We start from the raw sequence: 23,887 nt of genomic DNA on the forward strand, positions 1-23,887 counted from the left end.
GACTCTTTTGACGCGCGGGCGAGCCATTTCGAAGTGAACGATCGATGAACGTAGGAAGTCGTCAGTTTCTGGCGAAACGTTGGGGCGAAAGGGAAATCAGACGCGGAGGGATGCTCGGTCACTCGCCCGCACGCCGACCTCGGGTATCGCGAAAGCCACTTTCGCAACGTTGAACGTTGCGAAAGTGGCTTTCGCAACGCTCCGGGACTCCGCCGAACACGACCACCCGGCCCCCGTCAGATCACGGACTGCTCCGAGACCGGCAGGCACACGGTGAACCGCGTGTCACCCGGCTCCGAGTCGACCCGCAGATCGCCCTGATGCCGTTCGACGACGATGCGCCAGGAGATGTCCAGGCCGAGCCCGGTCCCCTGCCCCACCGGTTTCGTGGTGAAGAACGGCTCGAAGATCCGCTGCCGCACCTCCGCCGGGATGCCCGGTCCGGTGTCGCCGATCTCGACGTGCACGTGATCGTCCACCCGGGACGTCCGCAGGGTCAGCGTCCCCTCGGTGCCCATGGCGCCGAGCGCGTTGTCGATGACGTTCGTCCACACCTGGTTCAGTTCGCCCGCGTACGCCGGGATCCTCGGCACCGCGTGGTCGTACTCCTTCACCACGCGGATGCCCGGCGCGATCTTGCCCGCCAGCATGACGAGGGTGGAGTCGAGTCCTTCGTGGACGTCGATCCACTGGTGTGGCGCGCGGTCCATCTGGGAGTACTGCTTGGCCTTGCCGACCAGCACCGAGATCCGGGTCGTGGAGTCCTCGATCTCGCCCATCAGCATTTCGGTTTCGAGCGCGTACGCGAGCCAGCGGACGGCGCCGTCGAGGAAGGTCTCCCCGACCGAGTCGAGCAGCCGGTCCAGATCGGGCACGGTCAGCCCGGCGCGGACGTAGATGTCGGCGAGGTCCCAGCCCTGGTCGATGCCGTGGTCGTCGAACCAGTCGCCGATCTCGTCCTCGCGGTCGGCCTGCTGCATCGCGGTCAGCTTCGGTGCCGAGGCGACCTGTTTGACCAGCTGTTCCTGGATCTCCAGCAACTGCTCAAGCAGCGTCGGATCGACGTTCTTCTTCGCCAGCATCGCGAGTTTGTGCCGCATACCGGCGACCCGCTCCCGCAGCGACGCCGTCGCGCGGACGGCCGCGGCGGCCGGGTTGTTGAGTTCGTGGGTCAGCCCGGCCGAAAGCTCGCCGAGCGCGAGCAGCCGCCGACGCGAGCCGATCACGGTGTCGCTGTTGCGCCAGCCGAGGTACATGCCCTCCAGCAGATGCGTCGCCATCGGGAACCAGCGGCGGAACTCGGTGGCGAACTCGGCCGCGGGCAGGGTCAGGAAGGTGAGATCGCTGACCGCGTGCACCGAAGCGCCGTAGGTGTGTTCGGTCTCCTGGTGCACGAAGAACTGCGTCGCACCGCAGTACGCGCCGCGCTGGTCGGACCGGATCGTCTCGACCTCGGTGCCGCCGACGAGCCGCGTCATCCGCAGCGCGCCGGACAGCAGGAGGTAGAAGCAGGTGGCCGGTTCGCCCTCGCGCATGACCGTGGTGCCGCCGGTGTACTGCTCGAGCACGGCGTGCTCGTCGATCCAGTCCAGCTGTTCTTCGCTGAGGTGCTCGAAAAGGAAGAGCCCGCGCAGTTCCTCCCTGGGCAGGACGCTCATTGCTCCTCCAAGTACCGGTGAACGAGAGTGACCGCCATGGCGCCTTCGCCGACGGCCGAGGCGACGCGCTTCACCGAAGCGGCCCGGACGTCGCCCGCCACGAACACGCCGGGGATGGACGACTCCAGGTAGTGCGGGTCGCGGTCCAGCGGCCAGCCCGGCGGCGGGCTGCCTTCGGTGATCAGATCGGGGCCGGTCCGCACGAAGCCATGGTCGTCGCGCTGGATCTCCGTGCCGAGCCAGTCGGTGCGCGGCGCGGCGCCGATGAAGATGAACAGGTGCCCTGTCGGCACGGTCTCGGTCGCGCCGCCGTTCTCGCACAGGGTGAGCCGTTCGAGGTGGTCGTCGCCGTGTGCTTCGACCACCGTGGTCCGGGTGCGGACGTGGATGTTCTCGATCGCGGCGATCTGCTCGATCAGGTAATGCGACATCGACGCTTCGAGCGACTGGCCGCGGACGAGGATGGTGACGTCGGCGGCGTGCTTGGAGAAGAACACCGCGGCCTGGCCCGCCGAGTTCGCGCCGCCGACGATGTAGACGTGCTCGCCCTTGCACTCGGGCGCCTCGGTGGCGGCCGAGCCGTAGTACACGCCGCGGCCGGCGAGCTCGGCGACGCCGGGAGCCTCCAGTGCGCGGTAGTTGACGCCGCTGGCCAGCACCACGGAATGCGCGGAGATCTCGGTGCCGTCGCCGAACATGACCACCCGCGCGGAGCCGCGCGCCTCCAGGCCCACGACGTCGCGGGCGGTGAGCACCTCGGCGCCGAACTTGAGCGCCTGCCGCCGTGCGCGGTCGGTGAGCTGCGCGCCGGAAACGCCGTCCGGGAAGCCGAGGTAGTTCTCGATGCGGGAGCTGGTGCCCGCCTGGCCGCCGGTGGCTTTGCGCTCGACGATCACCGTCCGCAGGCCTTCCGACGCGCCGTACACGGCCGCCCCGAGCCCGGCGGGCCCGCCGCCGATGACGATCAGGTCGTAGAACTCCTGCGCCGGGCGCGTGGACAGGCCGACGGCGTCGGCGAGTTCGGGTCCGGACGGCTGGCGCAGCACCGTGCCGTCGGGCGTGACCAGCACCGGGATGTCCTGGGGCGCCGCGTCCGCCGCGTCTAGGATCCGGCGTCCCTCGTCGTCGTCAACGGAGTACCAGCGGTACGGCACGGCGTTGCGCGCCAGGAAGTCACGCAGGTGGAACGACGGCGACGAGTACCGGTGGCCGATGAGCTTGATCTCGTCGACCGGCCGCTCTCCCACCGCGCGCCAGGTCTCCACCAGCGCGTCGATGACCGGGTAGAGCTTCTCCTCCGGCGGGTCCCACGGCTTGAGGAGGTAGTGGTCGACATCGACGACGTTGATCGCCTGGATGGCGGCGTCGGTGTCGGCGTACGCGGTCAGCAGCGCGCGACGGGCGTTCGGGAACAGGTCCATCGCCTTCTCCAGGAAGACGATGCCGTCCATCTGCGGCATCCGGTAGTCGGCGAGGATCGCGGCCACGGCGTCGCCGCGCAGTTTGATCTCGCGCAGGGCTTCGAGGGCGTCGGCACCGGAATCGGCCCGGATGATCCGATAGTCCTTCCCGTACCGTTTGCGCAGGTCGCGGGCGACCGAACGGGACACGGCGGGATCGTCGTCGACGGTCAACAGGATCGGCTGGCTCACCGGTTCAGCCTAATCCCTATTACGTTCGGGTCGTGCTGACCGAAGCCGAAGAAGTGATCCACGCCCGTACCGCCCTCGCGTGTGAAGCGGCCGCGGGTTTACCGGGCACTTTCTCCGCGTGGCGCGAAGACGGGCTGCTCGCGGTGCTGGCCACCGCGCCGGAGTTGAGCTTCCTGCGCACGATCTCCGGTGTCACCGAGGAGAACCTGCCGTCGGCTCTCCGGCTCGCCGTCGCATCGTGCTGGGACGGCGCCCCGCCGACGCTCGTGCTGCCACCGGGCTTGAACCCGCCCGGTCTCGTGCCCGACGGCGTCCGCCCGATCGCGATCCTCCCGCTCACCGACCTGACTCCGACGGGTTCGCACATCGACGACTCACCCGGCATCGACGTGTTCCTCCGCATCCTGCTCGACGGGTACGAAAGCGGCGGCGCCGTGACGGAGTTCATCGCCGCCGAGCACCGCGATCCGCGGATCCGGCGGTCGCTGCTCGTCGAGGACGGCGTGCCGATCTCCGCCGCGGCCATGAGTTCGCACGGCCCTGGCGTCCTCCTCGGCGGTTCGGCCACGCCACGGGAACATCGCGGCCGAGGCGCGCAGGCGCGGCTGATGGCGCATGGTCTCGCCGAGGCCGCCCGCGAAGGGCACCGCTTCGCCGTCGCGACCGCTGTGGAGGGCTCGCCGAGCCTGTCGAACCTGCGCCGCGCCGGGGCGCGGGTCCACTTGCGACAGGCTTTCAGGCTTGGGTGAGTTTGCGCAGGCGGAAGGCCAGGACGAGCAGCATGATGCCGTACAGCAGGGCGTAGATCCCGACCAGCAGCGCGATCCCGTAGGCGCCGGCGATCGGGTTGATCACGATCACGATGCCCGCGATCAGGGACAGCGCGCCCGCCGCGATGAGGAAGGCCTCGCCCTCGATCTGCTTGCGCAGCCGGATCGCGGCGACGATCTCGACGATGCCGGTGAAGATGGCCCAGAACCCGACGAGGAAGGCCAGCACCAGCACCGTGATCCCCGGCCAGAGCAGGACCAGGACACCGGCGGCGATACCGAGCACGCCGAGGACTCCGTAGGCGGCGCGATGGGCGGCGTCACCCGGCCGGAAGGCCTGCATCAGGCCGCCGATGCCGTCGATGATCGCGTAAATGCCGTAGATGATCGCGAGGGCCAGGACGGTGGCGCCGGGCCAGATGAGCGCGAGCACGCCGAACAGGATGGCGAAAACCCCGCGGACGGCGGCCAGCGGCCAGGCGAGGCGGGGTTCGACGACGGTGAGACCGACGAGAGGCATGCCCCGAGTATCGGAGCGCCCGGAGGCGAGCGCGCGGCATGCCACCCGTAGGGGTGAAAGGCCGGTGCGCGCCGCGACCGCCATCACGGCGCGCACCGGGGTCCATCAGGGATAGGCGACCAGATTCGCCACGTTCGAACCCGAATTCGCCGGTCCGCCGCGGTCGTTGACGACCCGGCCGATGGTCCCGTTCCCGCCGAGGGAGACGGCGACCATGCTGCGGAAGCGGACGTTCGGATTGTTCGGTGCCTCGATCGCGCGATCCGCGACCACGCTCGGATTCACGTTGAAGAAGCAGTAACTCCCGAGCCCGTACGCCTCGTGGTTCGTCACCGAGTTCGCCACCTTGTAGGCCGCGTAACCCCGCGTCGAGCCGTTCATCCACGCGGCCTGATTCGGTGGGTCGTAAGGCATTTCGTTCTGGTAGAAGTACGTCCGGCCGCGGTTTCCGTTCCAGAGCGTCTGGTACTTCTGGTAATGCTCGACGAACAGGCCGTACATCGTGACGTCGTCGCCGTTGACGATCAGGCCGGTGTCGGCGGTGTTGGTGTTCCAGCCGACGCCGCTGCCGTGGTCGGCGCGCCAGATCCACAGGTGGTCGCCGATGACGTCGTCACTGTTGACCACCAGGCTGTTCGTGGCCTTGCCGACGCCCGCCCCGCCGACGCGGAAGAACACGTCGTGCAGCGAGGTCGGGTTGGTCGCGTGATCCTGCGCGGAATTCGCCGGACCGACCTCCATCAACGTGGTCGAGTTCGTGGTGCCCGCGTCGATCAGCACGCCGGCGACCTTGACGCCGTCGACGTCGGCCACCGTCATCGCGGTGATGCCGTTGTCCGGGATCAGCGTCGCCAGGCCGAGGCCGAGCACGACGGTGTCCGGCCGGGTGACGCGGAGCGTCTCGTTGAGGTGATAGACGCCTGGGGTGACCAGGAGGTCCTTGCCCTCGGCGAGGGCCGCGTTGATCTGCGACGCCGTCGTACCGGGCTTGGCGATGAAGAACCGGCTGATCGGCAGCGACGCACCCGGCTGGTTGCCGCCCCACGTGATGCCCGAAGCGTTGGTGCGCGTGGACGGCACGAAGACTTGGTACGCGCCCGCGTTGTCGACGTAGAGGAACGGCTTCTCCCGCACGACCGGCGTCGTGTTCACCGTGGTGTACGGCGGATTCGGGAAACTGGTCGACGGCGCGCCGTTGACTCCGGCGAACACCATGTTCCAATTGGAGCCACTCCAGCTGCCGAACTGCGAGTTGCGGGAGATCCACTGCTGCTGCGAGCCGGACCGCACCTGCCCGTCGACCTTGACGTCGGACATCCAGCCGCCGCTGGACCAGCCGCCGTCGTCGAGCTGAAGGTTGCCGCGGACATGCATGCGGCGGTACGGCGCGGCCTGCGAAACGGCCCAGCGGTCGGTGCCGCCGTTGGGGTTCACGGACAGGTTTTCCGCGCCACGCCAGAAGTTCTGCGTCGCGTTGCCCTGGAACCAGTCGGCCTCCGCGTGCACCGCGCCGTTGATCGTCACGTTGTCCGGCGAGAGGCCGAGCCCGAGCACCTGCGTGTAGAACCCGACGTTGACGTCGACGTTGTACGAGCCAGGCTTGAACAGCAGCGCCTTCCGGTTCGTGCCGAACTGGTTGGTCTCCTGCTGCGAGAACACGCTGTTGACCTGGGACTGGATCGCCGACTGCGACATCCCCGGGTCGAAGACGAGCACGTTCGGCCCGAGGTCGGGGTTGGCGGTGCCGGTGACCGGCGTGAGCCGGAAGGACTGGGCGCCGGACCCGTTGCAGGAATACTGCTGGAGCTGGGTGCTGTCCTGGGTCGAGAGGCCAGGGATGTCGAGGCACCTGCCGCTGTTGCGGCTCACGAAGTGATACGCCCCTCCCGCTTCCTCGACCGGCTGCCACTGCTGGTTGTTGCCGCCGCCGTAGGCCCACAGGTGGACGAGCCCGCCGTCGGCCGTCGACACCTCGGCGACGTCCCACACCTGCGCCGGATTGTTGCGCGTGTTCACCCGGTAGTAGCCACCCGACGTCGGCTGGAACTGCCACTGCTGGGAAAAGGTCTGGTTGCAGGCGTACTGCTGGACGACCGTCCCGTTGGCCGACCCGGCGGCACGCGCGTCCACGCACTTCCCGCTCGTGGTCGTCACCGTGTACCAGGTATCGGGAACGATGGCCGCCTGCGCCGCCGGAGCCACCACGATCAGCGCTCCGACCAGGGACAACAGGGATATCAGGGCTGCTCTGGCCCTCATCAGGACCTCCTCCGCGTCATTCGGGCAGGGCGAGCTGAGGCGGAGCCCAGTGGAGACGCGGCGTAGCGGGCGGGGACCTCGGCGTCACGATGGTCGAAAACGTAACGGCGGTCACACGCGGAGTCAATACACGTCTAAAAATAAGTCTCAAAGATGCAGGTCAACGTCGGTTCCAGCGATCGGGAGCGCACAGAGTGACCCCCGCGCGAACGGCCATCGCGGGCGGTGTAATGTATGGACACACGAGATGCGGAGTACAACTTCGCTCCGGGGCTATGGCGCAGCTGGTAGCGCACCTCACTGGCAGTGAGGGGGTCAGGGGTTCGAGTCCCCTTAGCTCCACAGTACGAAACACCGCCCATCTGGCAGGTTTGTCCAGGTAGGGCGGTTTTTTCGTTGTGCCCCACTTTGAGAATCGGCATGGCGAACTTCAGTTCGCCGACCAACTGGGGTCAGATCATCTGCTCCACAATGCTCGTTGGCGAGATCTCGCCTTGGAAGGGCCCGGGCCTTCCAAGGCGAGAGGGATCGCTCTTACTGACCCGCGCTGCGCAGCTGCAGCGAGAAGTCCACCCGGTTGTTGTCGGTGTCGGTGCTCAGGATGTTGCGGGTGTTCGACGCGTTGAGCTGGTCGGTGGTGGCGCTCTCCGGAACCGCGGCCTGGCCTTCACGGGCCTGCGTGACCGCGTTGCTGAAGGCCACACCGTCGAGCTTCGTGCCGGCCAGGTTCTGCACCGTGACACCACCGGCGGTCGGGATGCCCTCGGCGGTGGTCAGCGTGAACGGGATGACGTTCGTCTGGTCGGCGATGGTGCCGGAGAAGTTCTGTCCGACCAAAACCACGTACTGACCGGAGTTACCCTTCGACTGCAGGACCGTGCCCGCCGGCACGACGATCGTGTCGGTCACGACGCCCGCGGGCGAGTAGATGCGAACCTGGTAGCCGCTGATGTCCAGAGGCTGGCTCGACATGTTGTGCAGCTCGATGAACTCGTCGAGCTGACCGTTCAGGCCGCGGGTCGAAACCTCGTTGACGACCACGGTGGACGAGACGAGCGGCGCGACCTCGGTCCCCTCGGTCTCACCGGCAGCGTTCGCGACACCGCCCGCCATACCCATCGCCAGAATCGCAAATACGACTGAGGCGCCCAGAATTCGTCGCACGGGATTTTCCTTTCAGCTTTTGTCGGCGTTGAAAACACAATTATCCGAGAGCCGGGACCTCGCCGGGAGGGGCCAGTTTTCCGGTACTTTCCCGGTTGTCGAGAATTGTCCGCATTCGCTCTTTCTCGTGTTACACAAACTGGCGAGCACCAACGTGGTTGAAGACAGGGGTCCGGGACGTCGGGGAACATGCTCTGCGTCGTTCCAGAGGCGGTGCTCGACGGAACCGTGCAGCCGGGCGAGGAACGCGACGGGAGCGGAACCGCGCGACCCGGTCTGAGAACCGGGCCTCGTATCCCGCTGAGGTCCGATAGGACACTTGTGACACCGCCCTTGACCCAGCTCGTCGAAAGCGCCGAGGCTTTCCGCCGCCGGTGGCGCGAGGGCGGTCATCCCCCGCCGCCACCGAGACACTGTCGCGTTCACGAATACTCGTGTTCGCCGGGTGGGACCCCTGAGCCGGTAAAGGTGTTTCAGGGCCACGGTCGGGGCTGTCCCCGATGTGCTGGACGGGCAGGCCGGGCGAGCATTGCTCCGGGCGGCCGGGATCGGCTTCCCGGAACAAGGGAGTGTTTTTCGTGCGATCGAGTATTCGACGGACTGGTGCCGTCGTGCTGTCCGCGGCGATTCTGGCGGGGTTGGCCGGGCAGGGGCAGGCAAACGCGTCCGCGGTGGCGGACAGTGGGCGCGGCGCGGTACAGGAGGCCATGGCCGGGCTGGTGGCGACCGGCACGGCCGGTGTCCAGGTGCGGCTGCACGATGACCGGAGCGACTGAACCGGCAGCGCCGGTGAGCGGCCGGCACGGTGCGCCGTCGACCGATGGGAAGTTCCGCGCGGGCAGTACTACCAAGACCTTCGTGGCCACGGTCGTGCTCCAGCTCGTCGGCGAGGGCAAGGTGGACCTCGACGCCCCGGTCGACCGCTACTTGCCGAGGTTCGGCCTGGACCGCCGAATCACCGTCCGGATGCTGCTGCAGCACACCAGTGGCCTGTTCGACTACATCGGCGACAGAAGTCCGGACGGCTCGACCTTCGAGCCCGGTATTCCCTTGGTAGGCAAGGAAGGTGCGGCGAACCGCTTCCACCACTACCGGCCGGACGAGCTGGTCCGGCTGTCGCTGGCCAAACCGGCACGCTTCGAACCCGGCACCCAGTGGCGCTACTCCAACACCAACTACATCCTGGCCGGACTCCTCGTCGAACAAGCGACCGGCACCCCCTACGCCACGCAGGTCCAGCGCCGCATCCTCCAGCCCCTGCGGATGCACGACACCAGTCTCCCCGGCACCCGGACGACCATCCCCGGCGACCACGCCCACGCCTACCAGGCCTACCGCGACAACGGACGACTGACCACCGTCGACGTCACCCGGCAGAGCGCCACCTGGGCATGGGCCGCCGGTGAAATCGTCACGACCACCAAAGACCTCGACCGCTTCATCACCGCGCTGACCACCGGGAAGCTCCTGCCCCCACGGCTCTACGCGGAAATGGGCCGGATGACGGAAGCAGGCAGCCCGACCCGGCAGTATGGCCTCGGGCTCGCCCGATACCAGCTCGGACCGGACTGCGTCGCGGTCGGCCACATCGGCGAGATCCCCGGCTACAAGACCTACCTGCTCAGCACACCGGACGGCAGCCGGCGCCTAGAGATCTCCACGACCCAGGGCGCACTCGACTACCAGGACGAAGCCCAGCAGACGAAGATCGAGAGGGCCGAGGTCAAACTCGTCGTCACCGCCCTCTGCGGCTGAGCGAGCGCACACGCCCTACGGGTCCTCGAGCTCGAAACCAGCCGCCCCACGCCACAGCAAGAAAAACATTGCGAGCGATGGCCCAGTTCTCACACCAATTTTTCTGGAGCAAATCTGGAGCAGAACACCACCTACAACAGCGCTCAACGACACCGGACCGCATCGAACTGAGCACAACTGCGCCAGCTTGTCCGATGATCTTCGGTGATTACCTGGAGATCCACTGCGGATCGCCTCAGAAACCTCAGGCGTTCCCCATGGACGACGACCAGGCAACGCCGGCCCGGTTGACTCTGATGACCGGCTTGCCCGCGCGACAGGCGCCGGCGCGAGCGCCCGGCTGGAAAACTAGATCTTCCTTGACAAATTTTCTTGTCGGTGTGAGGCTCTGCTCGTCAGCGACAACGAGCAAACGGAGGACGACATGGGCAGGCGCATCGCGGCAGTGGTGATCGCGGCTTTACTGGGGACCGGGGGTGTCGCCACCGCGCAGGCACAGCCGTTCGGACAGGACGCCGCGGTGGTGCGGACCGACGCCGGTCCGGTGCGTGGCACGGTCGCGCCGGACACCAGAACATTCCTGGGCGTGCCCTACGCGGCCCCGCCCGTCGGCAACCTGCGCTGGCAACCACCCCGGCCGGCGCCACGCTGGACCGCGCCGAGAGACGCGACGAGGCCGGCGTCGCCGTGCGCCCAGCCCCAGAGCATCGGTCCGGCCAGCGAGATCGAGGACTGCCTGTACGTCAACGTCACCACGCCGAGGACGGCCGGGCTCAAGCCGGTCATGGTGTGGCTGCACGGCGGCGGCAACGCCTTCGGCGCGGGCGGCGACTACGACGCGCGGCGCTTGGCCGTCGGCGGCGACGTCGTCGTGGTCACGCTGAACTACCGGCTCGGCGTCTTCGGTTTCCTCGGCCTGCCCCAGCTCGACGGCGGCGGCACGTTCGGGCTGCAGGACCAGCAGGCGGCGCTGCGCTGGGTGCAGCGCAACGCGGTGGCGTTCGGCGGGAACCCGGGCAACGTCACGCTGTTCGGCCAGTCCGGCGGCTCGTACGACATCTGCGGGCAGCTCACTTCGCCGTCGGCACGCGGGCTGTTCCAGCGGGCGATCATGGAGAGCGGGTCGTGCTCGATGACCTGGCCGCGGAACGGCGTCAACCCGGGCATCCCGGCCGGCTCGCCGTGGCAGCCGCAGGCTTCGGCGGACGCACAGGGTGCCACGCTGGCGGCGTCACTCGGCTGCCCTGCCGGACCGTCCCAAGTGGACTGTCTACGCGGGATCCCGGTGCCGCGGCTGCTGACCGCGACACAGAGCGCCGCGCTGCCGGCGGTGGCGTACGGCAACCGCGTGCTGCCGCGGCGCCCCGACCGGGCACTGGCCGACGGGCACTACGCCAAGATCCCGGTGATCTCCGGGACCAACCTCGACGAACAGCGCCTCGCGACAGCGTTCCTGCCCCAGGCCTTCACCGAGGTCGGCTACCAGCAGCTGCTCGTCGACGCGTTCGGCACCACGGCACCCGAAGTCGCGGCGAAGTACCCGTCGAGCGCGTACGAGTCCCCGGCCGTCGCGTGGGCCACGGTGGCGACCGACCGCGTCTGGTCCTGCACGCAGGTGACCGACCAGCGCACCCTCGCCCGCTCCGTGCCTACGTACAGCTATGAGTTCGCCGACCGGACCGCGCCCGCGCCGTTCCCGTTCCCGAAGGGCCTCCCGTCCGGCGCCTACCACGGTGCGGAGATGGGGTACTTGTTCGACCTCAACGGCGTGCCCACGCAGCTGAACGCCGAGCAGCGGGCCTTGTCCGACCGAATGATCCGCTACTGGACGACCTTCGCCCGCACCGGCGACCCGAACGGGCCGGGCACCCCGGCGTGGCCACGCTTCGGCGGTGGCACGACTTTGTCTCTCGTCCCGGGTGCACCGCGGACGGTTGGCCTGGCCGCCGAACACAACTGTGCTTTCTGGGCGAATGTTCAAACTGGGAACACCCGGCATTGATGGCTCGGTGAGTGTGGCTTTCACCGCGGATCCGCGGTGAAAGCCACACTCACCGCATTCACTTGAGGCGTACCGGAAGACTCGTGTGCCCGTTCGAAATGAACGACGGCATCTTCTCCAGCTCGGAAACCTCCGCCGCCAGGGCCAGATCGGGGAACCGCTCGAACAGAGCCGGTAGTGCGAGTTCCGCCTCCAGCCGCGCCAAGGGCGCGCCGAGACAGTAGTGCACGCCGTGCCCGAACGACAGGTGCTGGCTCTTCGACTCCCGCGAAAGCCGGAACTCGTCCGAGTCGGAACCGTGCGCCTCGGGCGAGCGACCCGCCGCCGCGTACGAAGCCAGGATCGCCTCGCCCGCCTTGATGTGCACCCCGTCGATCTCGATGTCCTCCACCGCGTACCGCAGCGGAAGGTTCGCGATCGGCGCCTGCCACCGCATGGTCTCGTCGATCACCTCGGCCCAGGTGTGCTCCCCGGAGCGCACCTTCGCCAGCTCCTCCGGATGCGTCAGCAGCGCCAGGATCGCGTGGTGCAACAGATTCACCGTGGTCTCGTGCCCGGCCGAGATCATCAGGATCAGCGTGTCGATCAGCTCGGCCTCCTCGAGCACCGAACCGTCCTCGTCCCGCGCGGCGATCAGACCGCTGGCGAGGTCGTCGCCGGGGTTCTCCCGTCCGCTCGCCACCAGTTGCCCGAGAATCCCGTACATCAGCACGCCGTTCGCCTGCGCCTCCTCGGCGCTGAGCGAGGTGTTGAACACCCCGTCCACCGCGCGCCGCAGATCCGGCCGGTGCTCCTCGGGCACGCCGAACAGCTGGCAGATCACCTCGATCGGCAGCGGATAGGCGAAGTTCTCCCTCAGGTCCACCGAGTCCGGCCCGGCGGCGAGCCGGTCCAGCAGGCCGGTGGTCAGCTGCTCGACCCACGGCCGCAGTGCTTCCACGCGGCGCGGGGTGAACGCCTTCGACACCAGCGAACGGAGCCGCCGGTGGTCGCCACCGTAGGCGGTGAACATGTTCTGCACCGAGACCCAGATCCGCAGCGGCCAGTCCTCGGGGATCTCACCGTCGCGGTAGGCCGCCCAGTGCAGGTTCGGGTTCTTCGACACCCGCGGGTCGGACAGCAGTTTCCGCAGCAGCTCCGGCTGGGTTACTGACCACGCCACCACTTCGCCAGGGAGTTCCACCAGCGTCGCGGCTCCGCGGGCGCGGAGTTCGGCGCCTTCGGTGTGGATGTCACGGCCGTTGGGATCGAGGACGAACGGGCGGGCTGGTGCCATGGGTGCTCTCCTGTCGGGTCGGGAACGGGACTGGCCGGTGCGACGACGGGGGTGAACAGGACCGGGAGACCGGCCAGCGCGCGGTGGAACGGGCCCGGCCGCCAGCGCAATTCGGCGTCCGGCACGGCCAGGCGCACATCCGGCAGCGCGTCGAGCAGGGTCTCGATGGCGGTGGTGGCGATCAGCCGCGCCGGGCCCTGCGCCGGGCAGGAGTGCACCCCGGCGCTCCAGGCGACGTGCGCCCGGTTACCGGCCCGCTGGGCGTCGCCCAGCTCGGGATCGGTGTTGGCGGCGGCGAAACTGATCACCACGGGCTCGTCGGCAGGCAGGCGCGTGCCCATCAGGTCGGCCGCCGGATAGGGGTAACCGGCGGAGTAGTTGGCCATCGGCGGGTCGCTCCAGAGGATCTCCTCCAGCGCGTCCTCCACGTGCAGGCTGCCGCCTGCCAGGTCCCCGGCGAAACGCTCGTCCACCAGCAGCAACCGAACCCCGTTGGCGATCAGGTTCTGCTGCGGTTCGGTGCCCGCGCCCATCAGCAGCACCAGCTGGTGAAGCATCTCCTCGTCGGTCAGCCTTGAGGGATGCGCCATCATCCACGAGGGCACGTCCTGGCTCGGCTGCCGCCGCTTGAGCGCCAGCAGGTCCAGCATGGCCGCGGTCAGCTCGGCGTTGGCGCGCTCCGGATCCACCATGTCGAAGATCCCGCGCATCCCCGCGGTGAGCCGCTCGCCCAATTCCGGCGGGCAGCCGAAGAGGTGGTTGAACACCTGGAGGGAAAGGGTTCCGGCGTACTCGGTGAGCAGGTCCGCCCGGCCGTTCCTGGAGAACTTCGCGATCAGCTCCCGCGCGGTCTTCTCCACGTAGCCCAGAAGGGCGTGCGGGTTCACCCGCGAGATGCTGTCGGTGACCGCGCTGCGGTAGCGCGCGTGCACCGCGCCGTCGGTGAACAGGCAGTTCGGCCGGTAGCCCATCATCGGCATCACCGGGTTGTCCGGCGGCTGACTGGCCTGCCAGCGGCGCGGGTCCCGCGGATAGGTCTGCGGGGAGCGCAGCACGTCCAGCGCGGCCTCGTAGCTCAGTACCAGGCTCGCGTTCACCCCTGGCGCCAGCTCGACCGGCGCGACGTGGCCGTGTTCCTTGCGCATCCGCGCGTAGACCACAGCCGGGTTCGCGGCGAACTCCTCGTCGTAGAGCGGGGTTCGCGTGGCGTGAGCGGGACAACCGGGGGGTGGGGTGGCGGGAACGGTCACGGATGCTCCTGGCGGACGGGAGTGAACAGGTAGTCGACCAGGCTGATCAGCGCCGAGGCGGCGGACGCGCGATCGCGGGCGTCACAAGTGACCAGCCGGGTCTCGGGTAGCAGATCGAGCGCCTCGCGCAGCTCGGCCTCGGGGAAACGTGGCGCGCCGTCGAACTGGTTGACCGCCACCGCGTAGGGCAGGTCCAGTTCCTCCAGCAGGCCCATCACGTCGAAGGAGTCCTGCAGGCGGCTGGGATCGACCAGCACCAGTGCCCCGAGCGCGCCGTGGGCCAGGTCCTTCCACATCTGCGTGAACCGCTGCTGGCCCGGGGCGCCGAAGAGGTAGAGCACCACCTCGTCGCTCAGTGTCAGGCGTCCGAAGTCCATGGCCACCGTGGTGGTGTCCTTGCCGCGCACGCCGGACAGGTCGTCGACCAGTGCGCCCGCCTGGGTCATCCGCTCCTCGGTGCGCAGCGGGCGGATCTCCGAGAGCGTGCCGACAAAGGTGGTCTTCCCCACCGCGAACGGGCCGACGATGAGGATCTTCACCGAGGTCCGGACCGAGGCGGGAACGTATCGGTCAGGTGAGAGCACGGAGGCCATCGAGTACCTTCTGCAGGAGTTGCTGGTCGGGGACTTCGGTCTCGCGCACCGCGGCCCGTGATTCGATGTGCCCGCTGTCGAGCAGGTCCGACAACAGCACCTTGGTGACGCTGGTGGGCAGCTTGAGATGCGCGGCCACCTCCGCGACGGCCAGCGCGCCGCCCCTGCACAGCTCCATCACCCGCCGTTTTTCCGGGCTCAGCCCGGTCATCGGCGCCCAGGTGGCCAGCACCACGGTGGCCACGTCCAGGGTGTTGCGGGTCGGATGGGCCCGGCCCTCGGTGACCACGTGCGGCCGAACCAGCGCCCGTTCCCGCCGCTGCCAGCTCATGCCGGGTTGCCGGGTCCCTCGGCCGGAAAGCGCGGCGGCGCGGTGAGTTCCTGGCCGAGTCTTTGCACCAGCTCTTGCAATCGCGAGGAAACGCCCTCGATGTCCACCCGGCCGGTGGTGGACACCGCGACGTAGGCGCCCTGTCCGGCGGAGGTCAGGAAGACGAACCCGCCGTCGAATTCGATCAGCGTCTGCCGCCACTGCTCCGGCGGCTGACGGCAGAACTCGCCGGTGGCGCGGGCGAGCGACTGGAGCCCGGAGACCGCGGCGGCGGTGCGCTCGGCGTCCTCCACGGTGATTCCCTGCGAATGGGCCATCAGCAGGCCGTCGGCCGAGAGCAGCACCGCGGAGATGGTCTCCGGCATCTGCAGGGCCTGATCGAGCATCCAGCCCAACCGGTTGTTGGTGGTGACGGAGCTGCTCACTGGAAATCCCTTTCGACATCGGTGGAAGAAGCGCGGCCCTGGCGGGTGCCGCGCTGCCAGGCCGTGGCCGTGGCGACCGGGCTGTTGTTCACCGGGGACTCGGTCCCTTCCGGCGCGGCGGACGGCGGCACCTGAACCGACAACGTGGTGGTGGCCGCCCCGGACACCGGGGCACGTCGACGACGGCGAGGCAGGCCGTGCGCGGTCGTGCCCAGTTCCTCGGCCGGTTCGGCCGGCTGCGGTTCCGGCGCGGGAACGCGCACGTGCGGGGTCGGGCTGGGAGTGATCGCGGCAGGGCTGGCAGGCGCGGCCAGCGACGGGACTTCCTGCGGTGCCGGCGCCGGGACGGCAGCGCGGGTGAGCAGCTCGCTCGGCAGGAACAGCACCGCGCGCACCCCGCCGAAGGGCGAGCGCATGTCCACCGAGACGCGGAAGCCGTAGCGTTGGGAAAGCACGCCGATGACGGCGAAACCGATCCGCGGCGGCACACCGAGCGCGGCGATGTCCTGACCGCCGTGGCCTTCCAGTAGCCACCCCGCGCGCTGCACCGCTTCCACCGTCATGCCGACCCCGGCGTCGTCGATGACGATCGCCAGCCCGTTGTGTGCCTGCTGGAAGCTGACCTGCACGGGTGAGCCGGGCTGCGAGTGGCGGGCGCCGTTGTCCATCAGCTCCGCCACCGCGAGCACCACCGGTTCCACGGCCTGGCTGACCACCGCGGTGTCCGAAGGCGCCGGGATCTGCACGCGCGCGTAGTCGCGGATGCGGCCGGTGGCCCCGCGCACCACGTCGGTCAGGGTCGCGGCGGAGCGCTGCAGGCCCGGCCACGAACCGCAGAGCACGGCGGTCGCCTGGGCGCGGCGGCCCAGCTGCGAGTTCGCGTGGTCCAGTCCGAGCAGGCCGTCGAGCACGTCGGGATTGTCGTGCTGCTCCTCCATCGCCGAGATCAGCACCTGCTGCTCCCCCGCGAGGTTCTGCACCGTGCGCATCATCGCGCGCAGGGTGGCGGCGGCGGATTCGGCGGCGTCGCGGCGGGTCTGGCCGGTCAGCTCGCTGATCACCGCGAGCAGTTCGCGGTGGGGGTCCTCGCCGTTGACGGCACGCAAGGGGCCGGGCACGGTCACGGCCTGATTGGCCTGCGCCTCGACGATCGCGGGCAATCGCCGGTGCAACAGGTGCCAGTTCTCCTCCTCACGGGCGCGGAGTTCGGCCAGCAGCTGCTCACCACGACGGCCGGTGTTGACGGTGACCCGGCGCTGGCGCACCAGCAGCAGCGCGAAGGCCGCGGCGAGCAGCGAGACACAGATCAGCGCTGCCGTCAGCAGGGGGTACTCCATGAAATCCTCACGCTCGACAGGGCAAGGACGCCTGGGCCGAGCCGGGGATCATGCGGCAGCTCCACGGCATCGGGGATCGAAGGACGTCATCAGCAGCGAGTACCGTAGCGCAAACACGCCGTGAGCGGCAGCCGCTTCCCGCCAGAAAAGTGGTTCTGTGCTGGGTAAGCCCGATCGGCCGGGCCGGGCGTCCACGGCATTCACTCACGGCTGTCCCCGACAGACCGACTTCTCACACTGATTTCCTGGAGCAGATCTGGAGCACGCCGTCGGTTACAGCTGCACGCGACGACGTCGAACCGCATCGAGCAGACAACAACTGCTAAGGAACACGCGAGTTCCGGCGGACGGCCGATGGCTTCGGGTCAGGTTCGCTTGCGGCTCGCGATCTCGTCGGAGAGCCGCTGCACGTGAGCGGGGTCCGCGTCCCGGGCAAGGGCGACGTAATGGTCCATGACGGCCGGTCGGTAGCGCACAGGCAACGTCTGTCCTGGGGCGAGCCGGGTGAGCTCGGTGATCGTGAGGTCTTCATCTGCGATACCGCGGAACGAGATACCGCCGGCGGTCTCCACGTCGAACATCAGGACCACGCGTGGACTGCCGTCGCTGCTGACCTCCCGCCAGTCGACGAGAACGCCGAGCGCAAGCGCCCCCATACGCAGTTCCACAGTGCGCTTCCGTGCCTCACCGCTCAACAGCGGGTTCGGGGCGACGCCCGGGAAGGCGGGCCCGACGCCGAGCGATTCCCGACTCAGGTCGGGTCTGAGCTGCGCCATCAGATCGTTGAGCTTCTTCTTCGAACCGAACATCCCGACCCCTCACTCACCCCGGTGCCGGAATCTCGGCCTGGCGCTTCGCCCACCGCGATCGTACGTCACGACCATTCCCTTCCCGGCGAAGAACACGAAGCCGGGTTCCTCGCTATCGACGAACTCCGTGTGGTCCTCGAACCACGGTCAGCGGAAGAGGCGGAAGAACCCGCGCACCTGCTCGATCAGCGACTCCGGCTGCTCCAGGGCGGCGAAGTGGCCGCCTCGCGGCAGTTCCTCGAACCAGCGTAGGTCGGTGAACCGCAGTTCGGCCTCCCGCCGCGATGGACGGGTTATGTCGCGTGGGTAGACCGACAGCCCGGATGGCGCGGTCACCTTGTCCCGGAAGTTGGCGAAGCTCTCCCAATACAAACGCGCCGACGACGTGGCCGACGCGGTGAACCAATAGACCGAGATCTCGTCGAGGATCTTCTGCCGCGACAACGCGTTCTCGGGATGGCCGTCGTTGTCCGTCCACGCCCAGAATTTCTCGGCGATCCAGGCGGCCTGCCCCGCCGGGGAGTCGGTGAGGCCGTAGCCGAGGGTCTGCGGGCGGGTCGCCTGGATCGCCGAGTACCCCCGGCCGGTGCGCTGGAACTCCTTCTCGGCCTGGAGGTTCGCCAGCTCCGCGGGCGTCAGGTCGTCGAAGGTGCCTGCCGCCACGGATCCCAGGTTCAGGTGCACGCCGGCGACTCGCTCGGGTGCCACCTCGCCCAGCGCGCCGGACACCGCCGAGCCCCAGTCACCACCCTGCGCGCCGTATCGCTGGTAACCCAGCGAAACCATCAACGCGTCCCAGGCGCGCGCGGTGCGAGTGACTCCCCACCCGGTCGTCGACGGTTTGTCACTCCAGCCGTACCCGGGCAACGACGGCGCGACCACGTGGAACGCGTCAGCCGGGTCACCGCCGTGCGCGCACGGATCGGTCAGCGGACCGAGGACGTCCAGGAACTCCAGCACCGAACCCGGCCAGCCGTGTGTGAGCACGAGCGGAAACGCGTCCGGCTCCGGCGATCGGAGGTGCAGGAAGTGAATGCCCAGCCCGTCGACTGTGTCGCGGTACTGCGGGAAGGCGTTCAGCCGCTCGGCGAACCCGAAGTCGTAGTCCTCGGCCCAGCTGCGGCACAGCTCCTGCGCGTAAGCCAGCGGCAACCCCTGCGACCAGTCGTCCACCGGCTCGGGCTCGGGCCACCGCGTCCGTCGCAACCGTTCACGCAGATCCGCGATCTCGGCTTCGGTGATGCTGACCTTAAACGGCTCTGCGGCCATAGCGGTGCTTCCTTCCACAGCATGGCGTGACACGAAAAAGCTATTGAAGCCGATCAAGGGCGAGGACGCGCTCGAGACGGTGCGCACCCGGTCAGCGTCGCGGCCTACCGGAGTCGGCAGAGGCCGGATGATCAGCCGGCCAGCCTGCGGAGCAGGCTCTCCAGATCGCGTTCGCCGTCGCGGGTCTGGGCGCCGTGGGCCAGTCCGCCTCGGATCAACTGTTCGGCCGCGGGCCGGACGAACTGGCCCGCCCACGCGTCGTGTTCACGCAGGAGGCCCTCGGCCAGATCAGCGGGAACGATGGCACGTTTGGCCGCGGCGACCACGCCCTCGGGCAGTGCGGCGATGTCGCGGGCGAGGCGGTCGACGAAGTCGTCGAGTTCATCGGCGGCTATGGCCCGGTTGATCCAGCCGTAGCGTTCCGCGGTCCGCGCGTCGAGCAGGTCGGCGCCGAGCACCACCTCCAAAGCGCGGTTGCGGCCGATCCGATCGGCGAGGTACTGAGTGCCGCCGCCCCCGGGGACGATGCCCATGAGGGCCTCGACTTGGCCGATCCCGGCGCGTCCGATCGCCGCGAACGCCATGTCCGCCGCCGTCACGAACTCCGCCCCTCCGCCACGGGCCAGGCCCGCGAGCTTGACGATCGTCACCTGGGGCTGATGCCGGAGCAACTCCCCGAGGGCCTGGAAGACGTTGACACCGTCGGGTGTGTCGGCCGCGAGTTCGTCGAAGGCGTCCGGCGCGTCAACGAGTGCCATGTCGACGTGGGCGATGAAGAAGTCCGGATCAGCGCTGTCGAACACGATCACCCGGACCGAGTCGTCGTCCCGCAGCCCGGTCAACAGCCGCCGCAGGTCGGCCATGAGGGCGACGTCCAGGACGTTGACGGGTGGGTTGTCGAGGGTGACACGGGCGATGCCGGCCTCATGGCTCACTCGCAGGGTCGAGTAGGCGTCGTGGTGCACGAAAGAATCTCCGATCGGTACCTGTCAGGCAGCTAAGTTCCTGATGTATACCTAGACTGCGGCGACGGAAGACCGGCGTCAATAACGCACTTTCGGCATCGTAAGGATCGTGGAGGATACCGATATGGCCACTCCGGACACGGACGTCGTCTACCGGGCCGACTGCCCCAGTCGCCCGATCCTCGATCAGATCGCCGACAAGTGGTCGATGATGGTGATGACCGTCCTCGGCAGGCCCCGCCGGTTCAACGACATCAAGCGCCACCTCGAAGGCGTGACCCAGCGGGTCCTGACCCAGACCCTGCGCCGCTTGGAACGCAACGGGATGATCGAACGGCGTGTGCTGCCGACCTCACCGGTCGGCGTCGAGTACTCCCTTACCCCGCTCGGCGAATCCCTGCGCGAACCCTTCGGTCGCTTGTACGACTGGACGACCGCCCACGCGGACGAGATCCAGAACTGCCAGCGGAGCTACGACCAGCGTCGTCACGCCGAAGGAACGTAGTCGCAGGCGGCCCCGCTCCCTGGCGGGAGTGGGGCCGCCGTCACGCGGTCAGTTGACGTACACCGAGTAGCCGATGCCACCCGACCTGGTGCCGTCGCCTGCGTCGTCCTCGTAAACGGGATGACCTTGTTTCGGCTTCGCCAATAGTCTCCGGTGGACAAGGCAGCAGGAGGAGTGAGCGTGGCCAGCCATTTCGGGGCGATCGGGATCGAGGTCGCCGACCAGGACGAGTTCTCGGAGCGGGTGGTCTCGCTGATCAGCGCGGGCACGGCCCGGCAGATCGCTCCGAAGGTCAGCGAGCACGTGTGGACGGATTCTTCCGGTGCCCGGTTGGTCGCGCAGGTCCGTAAAGGTGAGCTCGAGTTCCTCCTGCCGTGTCTGGCAGGCACAACGCCCGCGGTACCGGTGCGCGACGTTCACCTCGTCGGCGACGAGACTGTGATGCTCGAACTCCTCGACGGCGTCGAGGGAGAGATGGTCTGCCCTGTCGCGGTGGAGCTGGAAGACCGAGCGGTCCTCGCCCACTCCGGCGGGCGAATCGAAAAGGGATCCCTGGTGCTGGCGGCTCTGGCCGAAGAAGTCACCGTGCACGCCGACGCCGAGGTCTACTCGGCCTCGCAGGACGGTGACGAGCCGAAATTCGCCGAAGACTTCTTCATCCCCTCCGGGGTTTTCTCGCCCACGGAACCTTCGCCCGACTGGACGCCCTCAGCACACGCGCTGTTCGCCGGCGAGGTCATCGAGGCCGGCACCCCCGTGAATACCTTTACCGGCAAGGCATTTCATCGGGTCCGGGTCCGCACCATCGCCGCTATCGAACTCGACGTCGCCATCGCGGCCACCGACCTCGAGCAGCCACCCGTGCGCGGCAACATCGTGTCCGGAACCTTCTTCCTGACCGGAAGTCTGGGGCTACAGCCACCCGACCCCGCGGAAATCCCGTCGAAGCGGCGGCGCTGGTTCCGGCGATAAGCCTTCTATTGAGGGGTAAGTCGAAGGTGGCGTGTTCAGTCGCTCGCCCGCACACCGACCTCGGGTGTTGCGAAAGCCACTTCCGCAACGTTGAAGGTTGCGAAAGTGGCTTTCGCAACGCTGATCGCCACCGAACACCGGTCCGTGAAGGCCTCCTTGAGGGACTCTGGGTCCCTCAAGGAGGCCTTCACGGACTTGGCACCTGACAGGACACCTTGCCTTTCTGCTCGACAACTAGGGAAAGATTGACTCGTGCGTGATTGGCCTACCCTCCGAACCGGTGAGATCCCCTCGCCGGAGTTGGTCGCCGCCTGGATAGCGCTGGGCTTGGCGCCTACCGAGCGGATCCCTCTCTGGGCAGCGCATTGGCTCGTGCACGGCTACGACGGGCCGGGCCTCCGGACGCTGGCAGGCTTGAGCGGAACGGATTCCCACGAAGTGCACGACGTCGTGCGCGACGCCCTCGCCGAGTGCCACACGTCGATCCCGGAATCGGTTACGGCCGCGGCACAGACCGTCTTCACCCAGCTCGCCCGCCTGCACGCCGACGGCTTGGTCAGTGAGAAATGGATCGTCAACGAAGTCGACGGCATCCTCATCCGGACCGGGTATCCCGAGAGCCTCCTCGACCTTCCCCTCGGCGGGGTCTGGTACCTCATTGACGAGTGGGGTGAAAGCTGGGGCCGGACCACGCACCAACTCGAGGCAGAGGTCCGGAAGGCGTGCGCCGCTCAACTCGCCGCAGGCCTGAGCGATCAGGGTGCGATCACGGGGAAGTAGGTCTGTACTTCGCCGGTCGACGTGTCGAAGTAGCCCGCCAGTTCGAGATCCCGCTTTCGATGCTGGACTTGCCCCCTGGGCCTCTTCGAGCAGCGGCTGGACGTCAGGCCGCGGCGGGCGATCGGCCGGCTTCGGCTAGCCGTCGATCGCCTTGTCGATGGGGGTTTCGCCGCCGACCACCACATAGATCCGCCCGGCGGTGCCGGGCCGGTCGAGGAGCGCCGCGAGCACCGCGGCGACGTCTTCCCTGGCGATTTGGTCGAACCTGGCGCCCTTCGGCCCGATCCTGTCCCCTGCGGTGAGTTCGACGGTGCCTTCGCCCTCGTCGTCGGTGAGCACGCCGGGCCGCAGTACCGTCCAGTCGAGCCCGTCGCGGGCGAAGATGTGTTCCTCGGCGGCCCGCTTGGCCCGCAGGTAGGTGGCGTATCCGTCACCGATGCCGGGGTCGTCGGCACTGCCCACGTTGATGGAGCTGACGTGCAGGAACCGTCGCACACCGGCCTGTTCCGCCGCGTCCATGACCAGCACGACCGCGGCCCGGTCCATGCTGTCCCGGCGTGCGGAGGTGGCACTGCTGCCCGAGCCTGCCGAGAAGACGGCAGCGTCCGCGCCGACGAGGATCGCGGCCACCTCGTCGACCGTGGCGTGTTCGAGGTCGAGGACGGCGCCCTCGCCGCCTGCCCGTTCGATGTCGTCGACGTGGCCGGGATCGCGCACGATGCCGACGACGGAGTCACCACGTCCGGCGAGGAGCCGGGTCAACCGCAGGGCGACCTTTCCGTGGCCGCCGGCGATGACGATCCTCATGCGACACCCTTCCGCGACCGCAAAGCCTCGGCGGCTTGCCAGGCCTCGTCGATCGGCACGATCCACTCGTCCTGGAGGTCGATCGACCTGTCGTCGACCCGGATGCGCAGGGCGGGCCCGGCGCTGGGCGTGATCGCGTACGACAGCCCGATTTCGACTTCGTCGCCGCCGGGCAGGTCGATGACCTCGACCTCGGCGATGCCCGGGAACGGGGCCGCGACGTCGTGGTCGTCGTCGAGGTTGCGGCGGACTTTGCGCCGGATCCGCACGGCGACCTCGTCCTCGCGGATCAGGAACCAGCCGTCGGGCTCGTCCCGGAGCGCGAAGGACAATTCAGCCGTCGCGCCGACGAGGTCACCCTTGGGGCGGGCCAGCACCGAGGCCGCCGCGTTCCGGACCGCGAGCCACGGCACGAGCGAGAGGACGACCAGCACGGCGATGGCGATGAGCAGCCGACTCTCCCCGTCACGCCAGCTCAGCACCCCGACCGCGCCGTAGACCCCGGCGACGACACCGCTGATCGCCGCGACCCGGCTCCAGCGCACGGGCGAGTTCCGCCGTGCGTACCCGAACAGCAGCAGGATCAACGCGAACGCGAGGAACCCCAGAACCGGCAGGATCGAGACCCGGTTCCGTTTCCCTGCAAAGGAAACGACGCACAGAGCCACCAAGGCGATCGGGCCGAGCGACATCGCGATCAGGTACCTGCGCCGGGCGGCGGCGAACGCCGACTCGCTGTCCGGCGCGGATGGTGTGCTCATGTGTTTCTCCCCCGTGGCTCGTAGCGC

At 68.4% G+C, this 23,887-nt stretch carries 23 protein-coding genes and 1 tRNA gene; 8 read left to right on the forward strand and 16 right to left on the reverse strand.

Going from position 1 to position 23,887, the window contains the following annotated elements; translation table 11 throughout:
* Positions 1-236: 236 nt before the first annotated feature.
* Positions 237-1,658: an ATP-binding protein gene (locus tag B0293_RS32895; protein WP_005153216.1), complete on the reverse strand. Its 1,422-nt coding sequence runs from the start codon at positions 1,656-1,658 to the stop codon at positions 237-239.
* Complete coding sequence (locus B0293_RS32900; RefSeq protein WP_005153219.1) at positions 1,655-3,310, reverse strand: FAD-dependent oxidoreductase; 1,656 nt, start codon at positions 3,308-3,310, stop codon at positions 1,655-1,657. Before B0293_RS32900 ends, B0293_RS32895 begins: the two co-directional genes overlap by 4 nt.
* 32 nt (positions 3,311-3,342) lie before the next feature.
* Between B0293_RS32900 and B0293_RS32905 the strand changes: the two genes are divergently transcribed.
* The gene (locus B0293_RS32905) at positions 3,343-4,059 is read left to right on the forward strand and encodes a GNAT family N-acetyltransferase (RefSeq protein WP_005153221.1); all 717 of its coding nucleotides are present in this window, start codon (positions 3,343-3,345) and stop codon (positions 4,057-4,059) included.
* Here the strand turns inward: B0293_RS32905 and B0293_RS32910 are convergent.
* Both B0293_RS32910 and B0293_RS32915 read right to left on the reverse strand, forming a co-directional pair.
* On the reverse strand, positions 4,046-4,600 hold the full coding sequence (locus tag B0293_RS32910; protein WP_005153225.1) for an HdeD family acid-resistance protein: 555 nt from the start codon (positions 4,598-4,600) through the stop codon (positions 4,046-4,048). The genes B0293_RS32905 and B0293_RS32910 overlap by 14 nt on opposite strands.
* A 105-nt stretch (positions 4,601-4,705) precedes the next feature.
* The gene (locus B0293_RS32915; protein WP_005153227.1) at positions 4,706-6,859 is read right to left on the reverse strand and encodes an RICIN domain-containing protein; all 2,154 of its coding nucleotides are present in this window, start codon (positions 6,857-6,859) and stop codon (positions 4,706-4,708) included.
* A 269-nt stretch (positions 6,860-7,128) separates the two neighbouring features.
* Here B0293_RS32915 and B0293_RS32920 point away from each other — a divergent pair.
* Positions 7,129-7,201, forward strand: a tRNA-Ala gene (locus B0293_RS32920).
* Between the two features lie 192 nt (positions 7,202-7,393).
* Here the strand turns inward: B0293_RS32920 and B0293_RS32925 are convergent.
* On the reverse strand, positions 7,394-7,978 hold the full coding sequence (locus tag B0293_RS32925; RefSeq protein WP_245191873.1) for a lamin tail domain-containing protein: 585 nt from the start codon (positions 7,976-7,978) through the stop codon (positions 7,394-7,396).
* 623 nt (positions 7,979-8,601) lie between these two features.
* Between B0293_RS32925 and B0293_RS44425 the strand changes: the two genes are divergently transcribed.
* From B0293_RS44425 to B0293_RS32935, 3 genes are all read left to right on the forward strand, one after another.
* On the forward strand, positions 8,602-8,799 hold the full coding sequence (locus B0293_RS44425) for a hypothetical protein (protein ID WP_245191874.1): 198 nt from the start codon (positions 8,602-8,604) through the stop codon (positions 8,797-8,799).
* Positions 8,783-9,778, forward strand: coding sequence for a serine hydrolase domain-containing protein (locus tag B0293_RS32930; protein ID WP_005153234.1), 996 nt, complete (start codon positions 8,783-8,785; stop codon positions 9,776-9,778). The genes B0293_RS44425 and B0293_RS32930 overlap by 17 nt, the downstream gene beginning before the upstream one ends.
* A 424-nt stretch (positions 9,779-10,202) precedes the next feature.
* A complete protein-coding gene (locus tag B0293_RS32935; RefSeq protein WP_005153236.1) occupies positions 10,203-11,780 on the forward strand; it encodes a carboxylesterase/lipase family protein in 1,578 nt (525 codons plus the stop codon).
* A gap of 58 nt (positions 11,781-11,838) precedes the next feature.
* Here the strand turns inward: B0293_RS32935 and B0293_RS32940 are convergent, their stop codons facing one another.
* The 9 genes from B0293_RS32940 to B0293_RS32980 all read right to left on the reverse strand — a co-directional run bounded on the left by B0293_RS32940 (position 11,839) and on the right by B0293_RS32980 (position 20,035).
* Entirely contained in the window at positions 11,839-12,945 is a 1,107-nt protein-coding gene (locus tag B0293_RS32940; RefSeq protein WP_005153237.1) for a cytochrome P450 family protein, read from the reverse strand.
* A complete protein-coding gene (locus B0293_RS32945) occupies positions 12,927-14,306 on the reverse strand; it encodes a cytochrome P450 (RefSeq protein WP_005153239.1) in 1,380 nt (459 codons plus the stop codon). Before B0293_RS32945 ends, B0293_RS32940 begins: the two co-directional genes overlap by 19 nt.
* A complete protein-coding gene (locus B0293_RS32950) occupies positions 14,303-14,899 on the reverse strand; it encodes a GTP-binding protein (RefSeq protein WP_005153241.1) in 597 nt (198 codons plus the stop codon). Before B0293_RS32950 ends, B0293_RS32945 begins: the two co-directional genes overlap by 4 nt.
* The gene (locus B0293_RS32955; RefSeq protein WP_005153243.1) at positions 14,877-15,230 is read right to left on the reverse strand and encodes a DUF742 domain-containing protein; all 354 of its coding nucleotides are present in this window, start codon (positions 15,228-15,230) and stop codon (positions 14,877-14,879) included. Before B0293_RS32955 ends, B0293_RS32950 begins: the two co-directional genes overlap by 23 nt.
* Positions 15,227-15,655 carry a roadblock/LC7 domain-containing protein gene (locus B0293_RS32960; protein ID WP_005153253.1) on the reverse strand — a complete coding sequence of 143 codons (429 nt, stop codon included), beginning with the start codon at positions 15,653-15,655 and terminating at the stop codon, positions 15,227-15,229. The genes B0293_RS32955 and B0293_RS32960 overlap by 4 nt, the downstream gene beginning before the upstream one ends.
* Positions 15,652-16,992, reverse strand: coding sequence for an ATP-binding protein (locus B0293_RS32965; RefSeq protein WP_005153257.1), 1,341 nt, complete (start codon positions 16,990-16,992; stop codon positions 15,652-15,654). Before B0293_RS32965 ends, B0293_RS32960 begins: the two co-directional genes overlap by 4 nt.
* A 365-nt stretch (positions 16,993-17,357) precedes the next feature.
* Positions 17,358-17,801: a hypothetical protein gene (locus B0293_RS32970; protein WP_005153258.1), complete on the reverse strand. Its 444-nt coding sequence runs from the start codon at positions 17,799-17,801 to the stop codon at positions 17,358-17,360.
* Positions 17,802-17,948: 147 nt separating this feature from the next.
* Positions 17,949-19,070, reverse strand: coding sequence for an epoxide hydrolase family protein (locus B0293_RS32975; RefSeq protein WP_005153260.1), 1,122 nt, complete (start codon positions 19,068-19,070; stop codon positions 17,949-17,951).
* 131 nt (positions 19,071-19,201) lie between these two features.
* A complete protein-coding gene (locus tag B0293_RS32980) occupies positions 19,202-20,035 on the reverse strand; it encodes an enoyl-CoA hydratase/isomerase family protein (RefSeq protein ID WP_005153262.1) in 834 nt (277 codons plus the stop codon).
* A 124-nt stretch (positions 20,036-20,159) separates the two neighbouring features.
* Between B0293_RS32980 and B0293_RS32985 the strand changes: the two genes are divergently transcribed.
* The 3 genes from B0293_RS32985 to B0293_RS33000 all read left to right on the forward strand — a co-directional run bounded on the left by B0293_RS32985 (position 20,160) and on the right by B0293_RS33000 (position 22,292).
* Positions 20,160-20,540, forward strand: a complete 381-nt coding sequence (locus B0293_RS32985) for a winged helix-turn-helix transcriptional regulator (protein ID WP_005153263.1) — start codon at positions 20,160-20,162, stop codon at positions 20,538-20,540.
* Between the two features lie 243 nt (positions 20,541-20,783).
* The gene (locus B0293_RS32990) at positions 20,784-21,512 is read left to right on the forward strand and encodes a hypothetical protein (protein ID WP_245191875.1); all 729 of its coding nucleotides are present in this window, start codon (positions 20,784-20,786) and stop codon (positions 21,510-21,512) included.
* 252 nt (positions 21,513-21,764) lie between these two features.
* The gene (locus B0293_RS33000) at positions 21,765-22,292 is read left to right on the forward strand and encodes a hypothetical protein (protein ID WP_052014512.1); all 528 of its coding nucleotides are present in this window, start codon (positions 21,765-21,767) and stop codon (positions 22,290-22,292) included.
* A 135-nt stretch (positions 22,293-22,427) separates the two neighbouring features.
* On the opposite strand, the gene B0293_RS33005 is transcribed toward B0293_RS33000, so the two are convergent.
* Both B0293_RS33005 and B0293_RS33010 read right to left on the reverse strand, forming a co-directional pair.
* Positions 22,428-23,099, reverse strand: coding sequence for an NAD(P)H-binding protein (locus B0293_RS33005; protein ID WP_005160810.1), 672 nt, complete (start codon positions 23,097-23,099; stop codon positions 22,428-22,430).
* Complete coding sequence (locus B0293_RS33010) at positions 23,096-23,860, reverse strand: hypothetical protein (RefSeq protein WP_005160814.1); 765 nt, start codon at positions 23,858-23,860, stop codon at positions 23,096-23,098. The genes B0293_RS33005 and B0293_RS33010 overlap by 4 nt, the downstream gene beginning before the upstream one ends.
* Positions 23,861-23,887 lie beyond the last annotated feature (27 nt).

Origin of the sequence: Amycolatopsis azurea DSM 43854 (assembly GCF_001995215.1) — a bacterium.
In the GTDB taxonomy this organism is placed as follows: domain Bacteria; phylum Actinomycetota; class Actinomycetes; order Mycobacteriales; family Pseudonocardiaceae; genus Amycolatopsis; species Amycolatopsis azurea.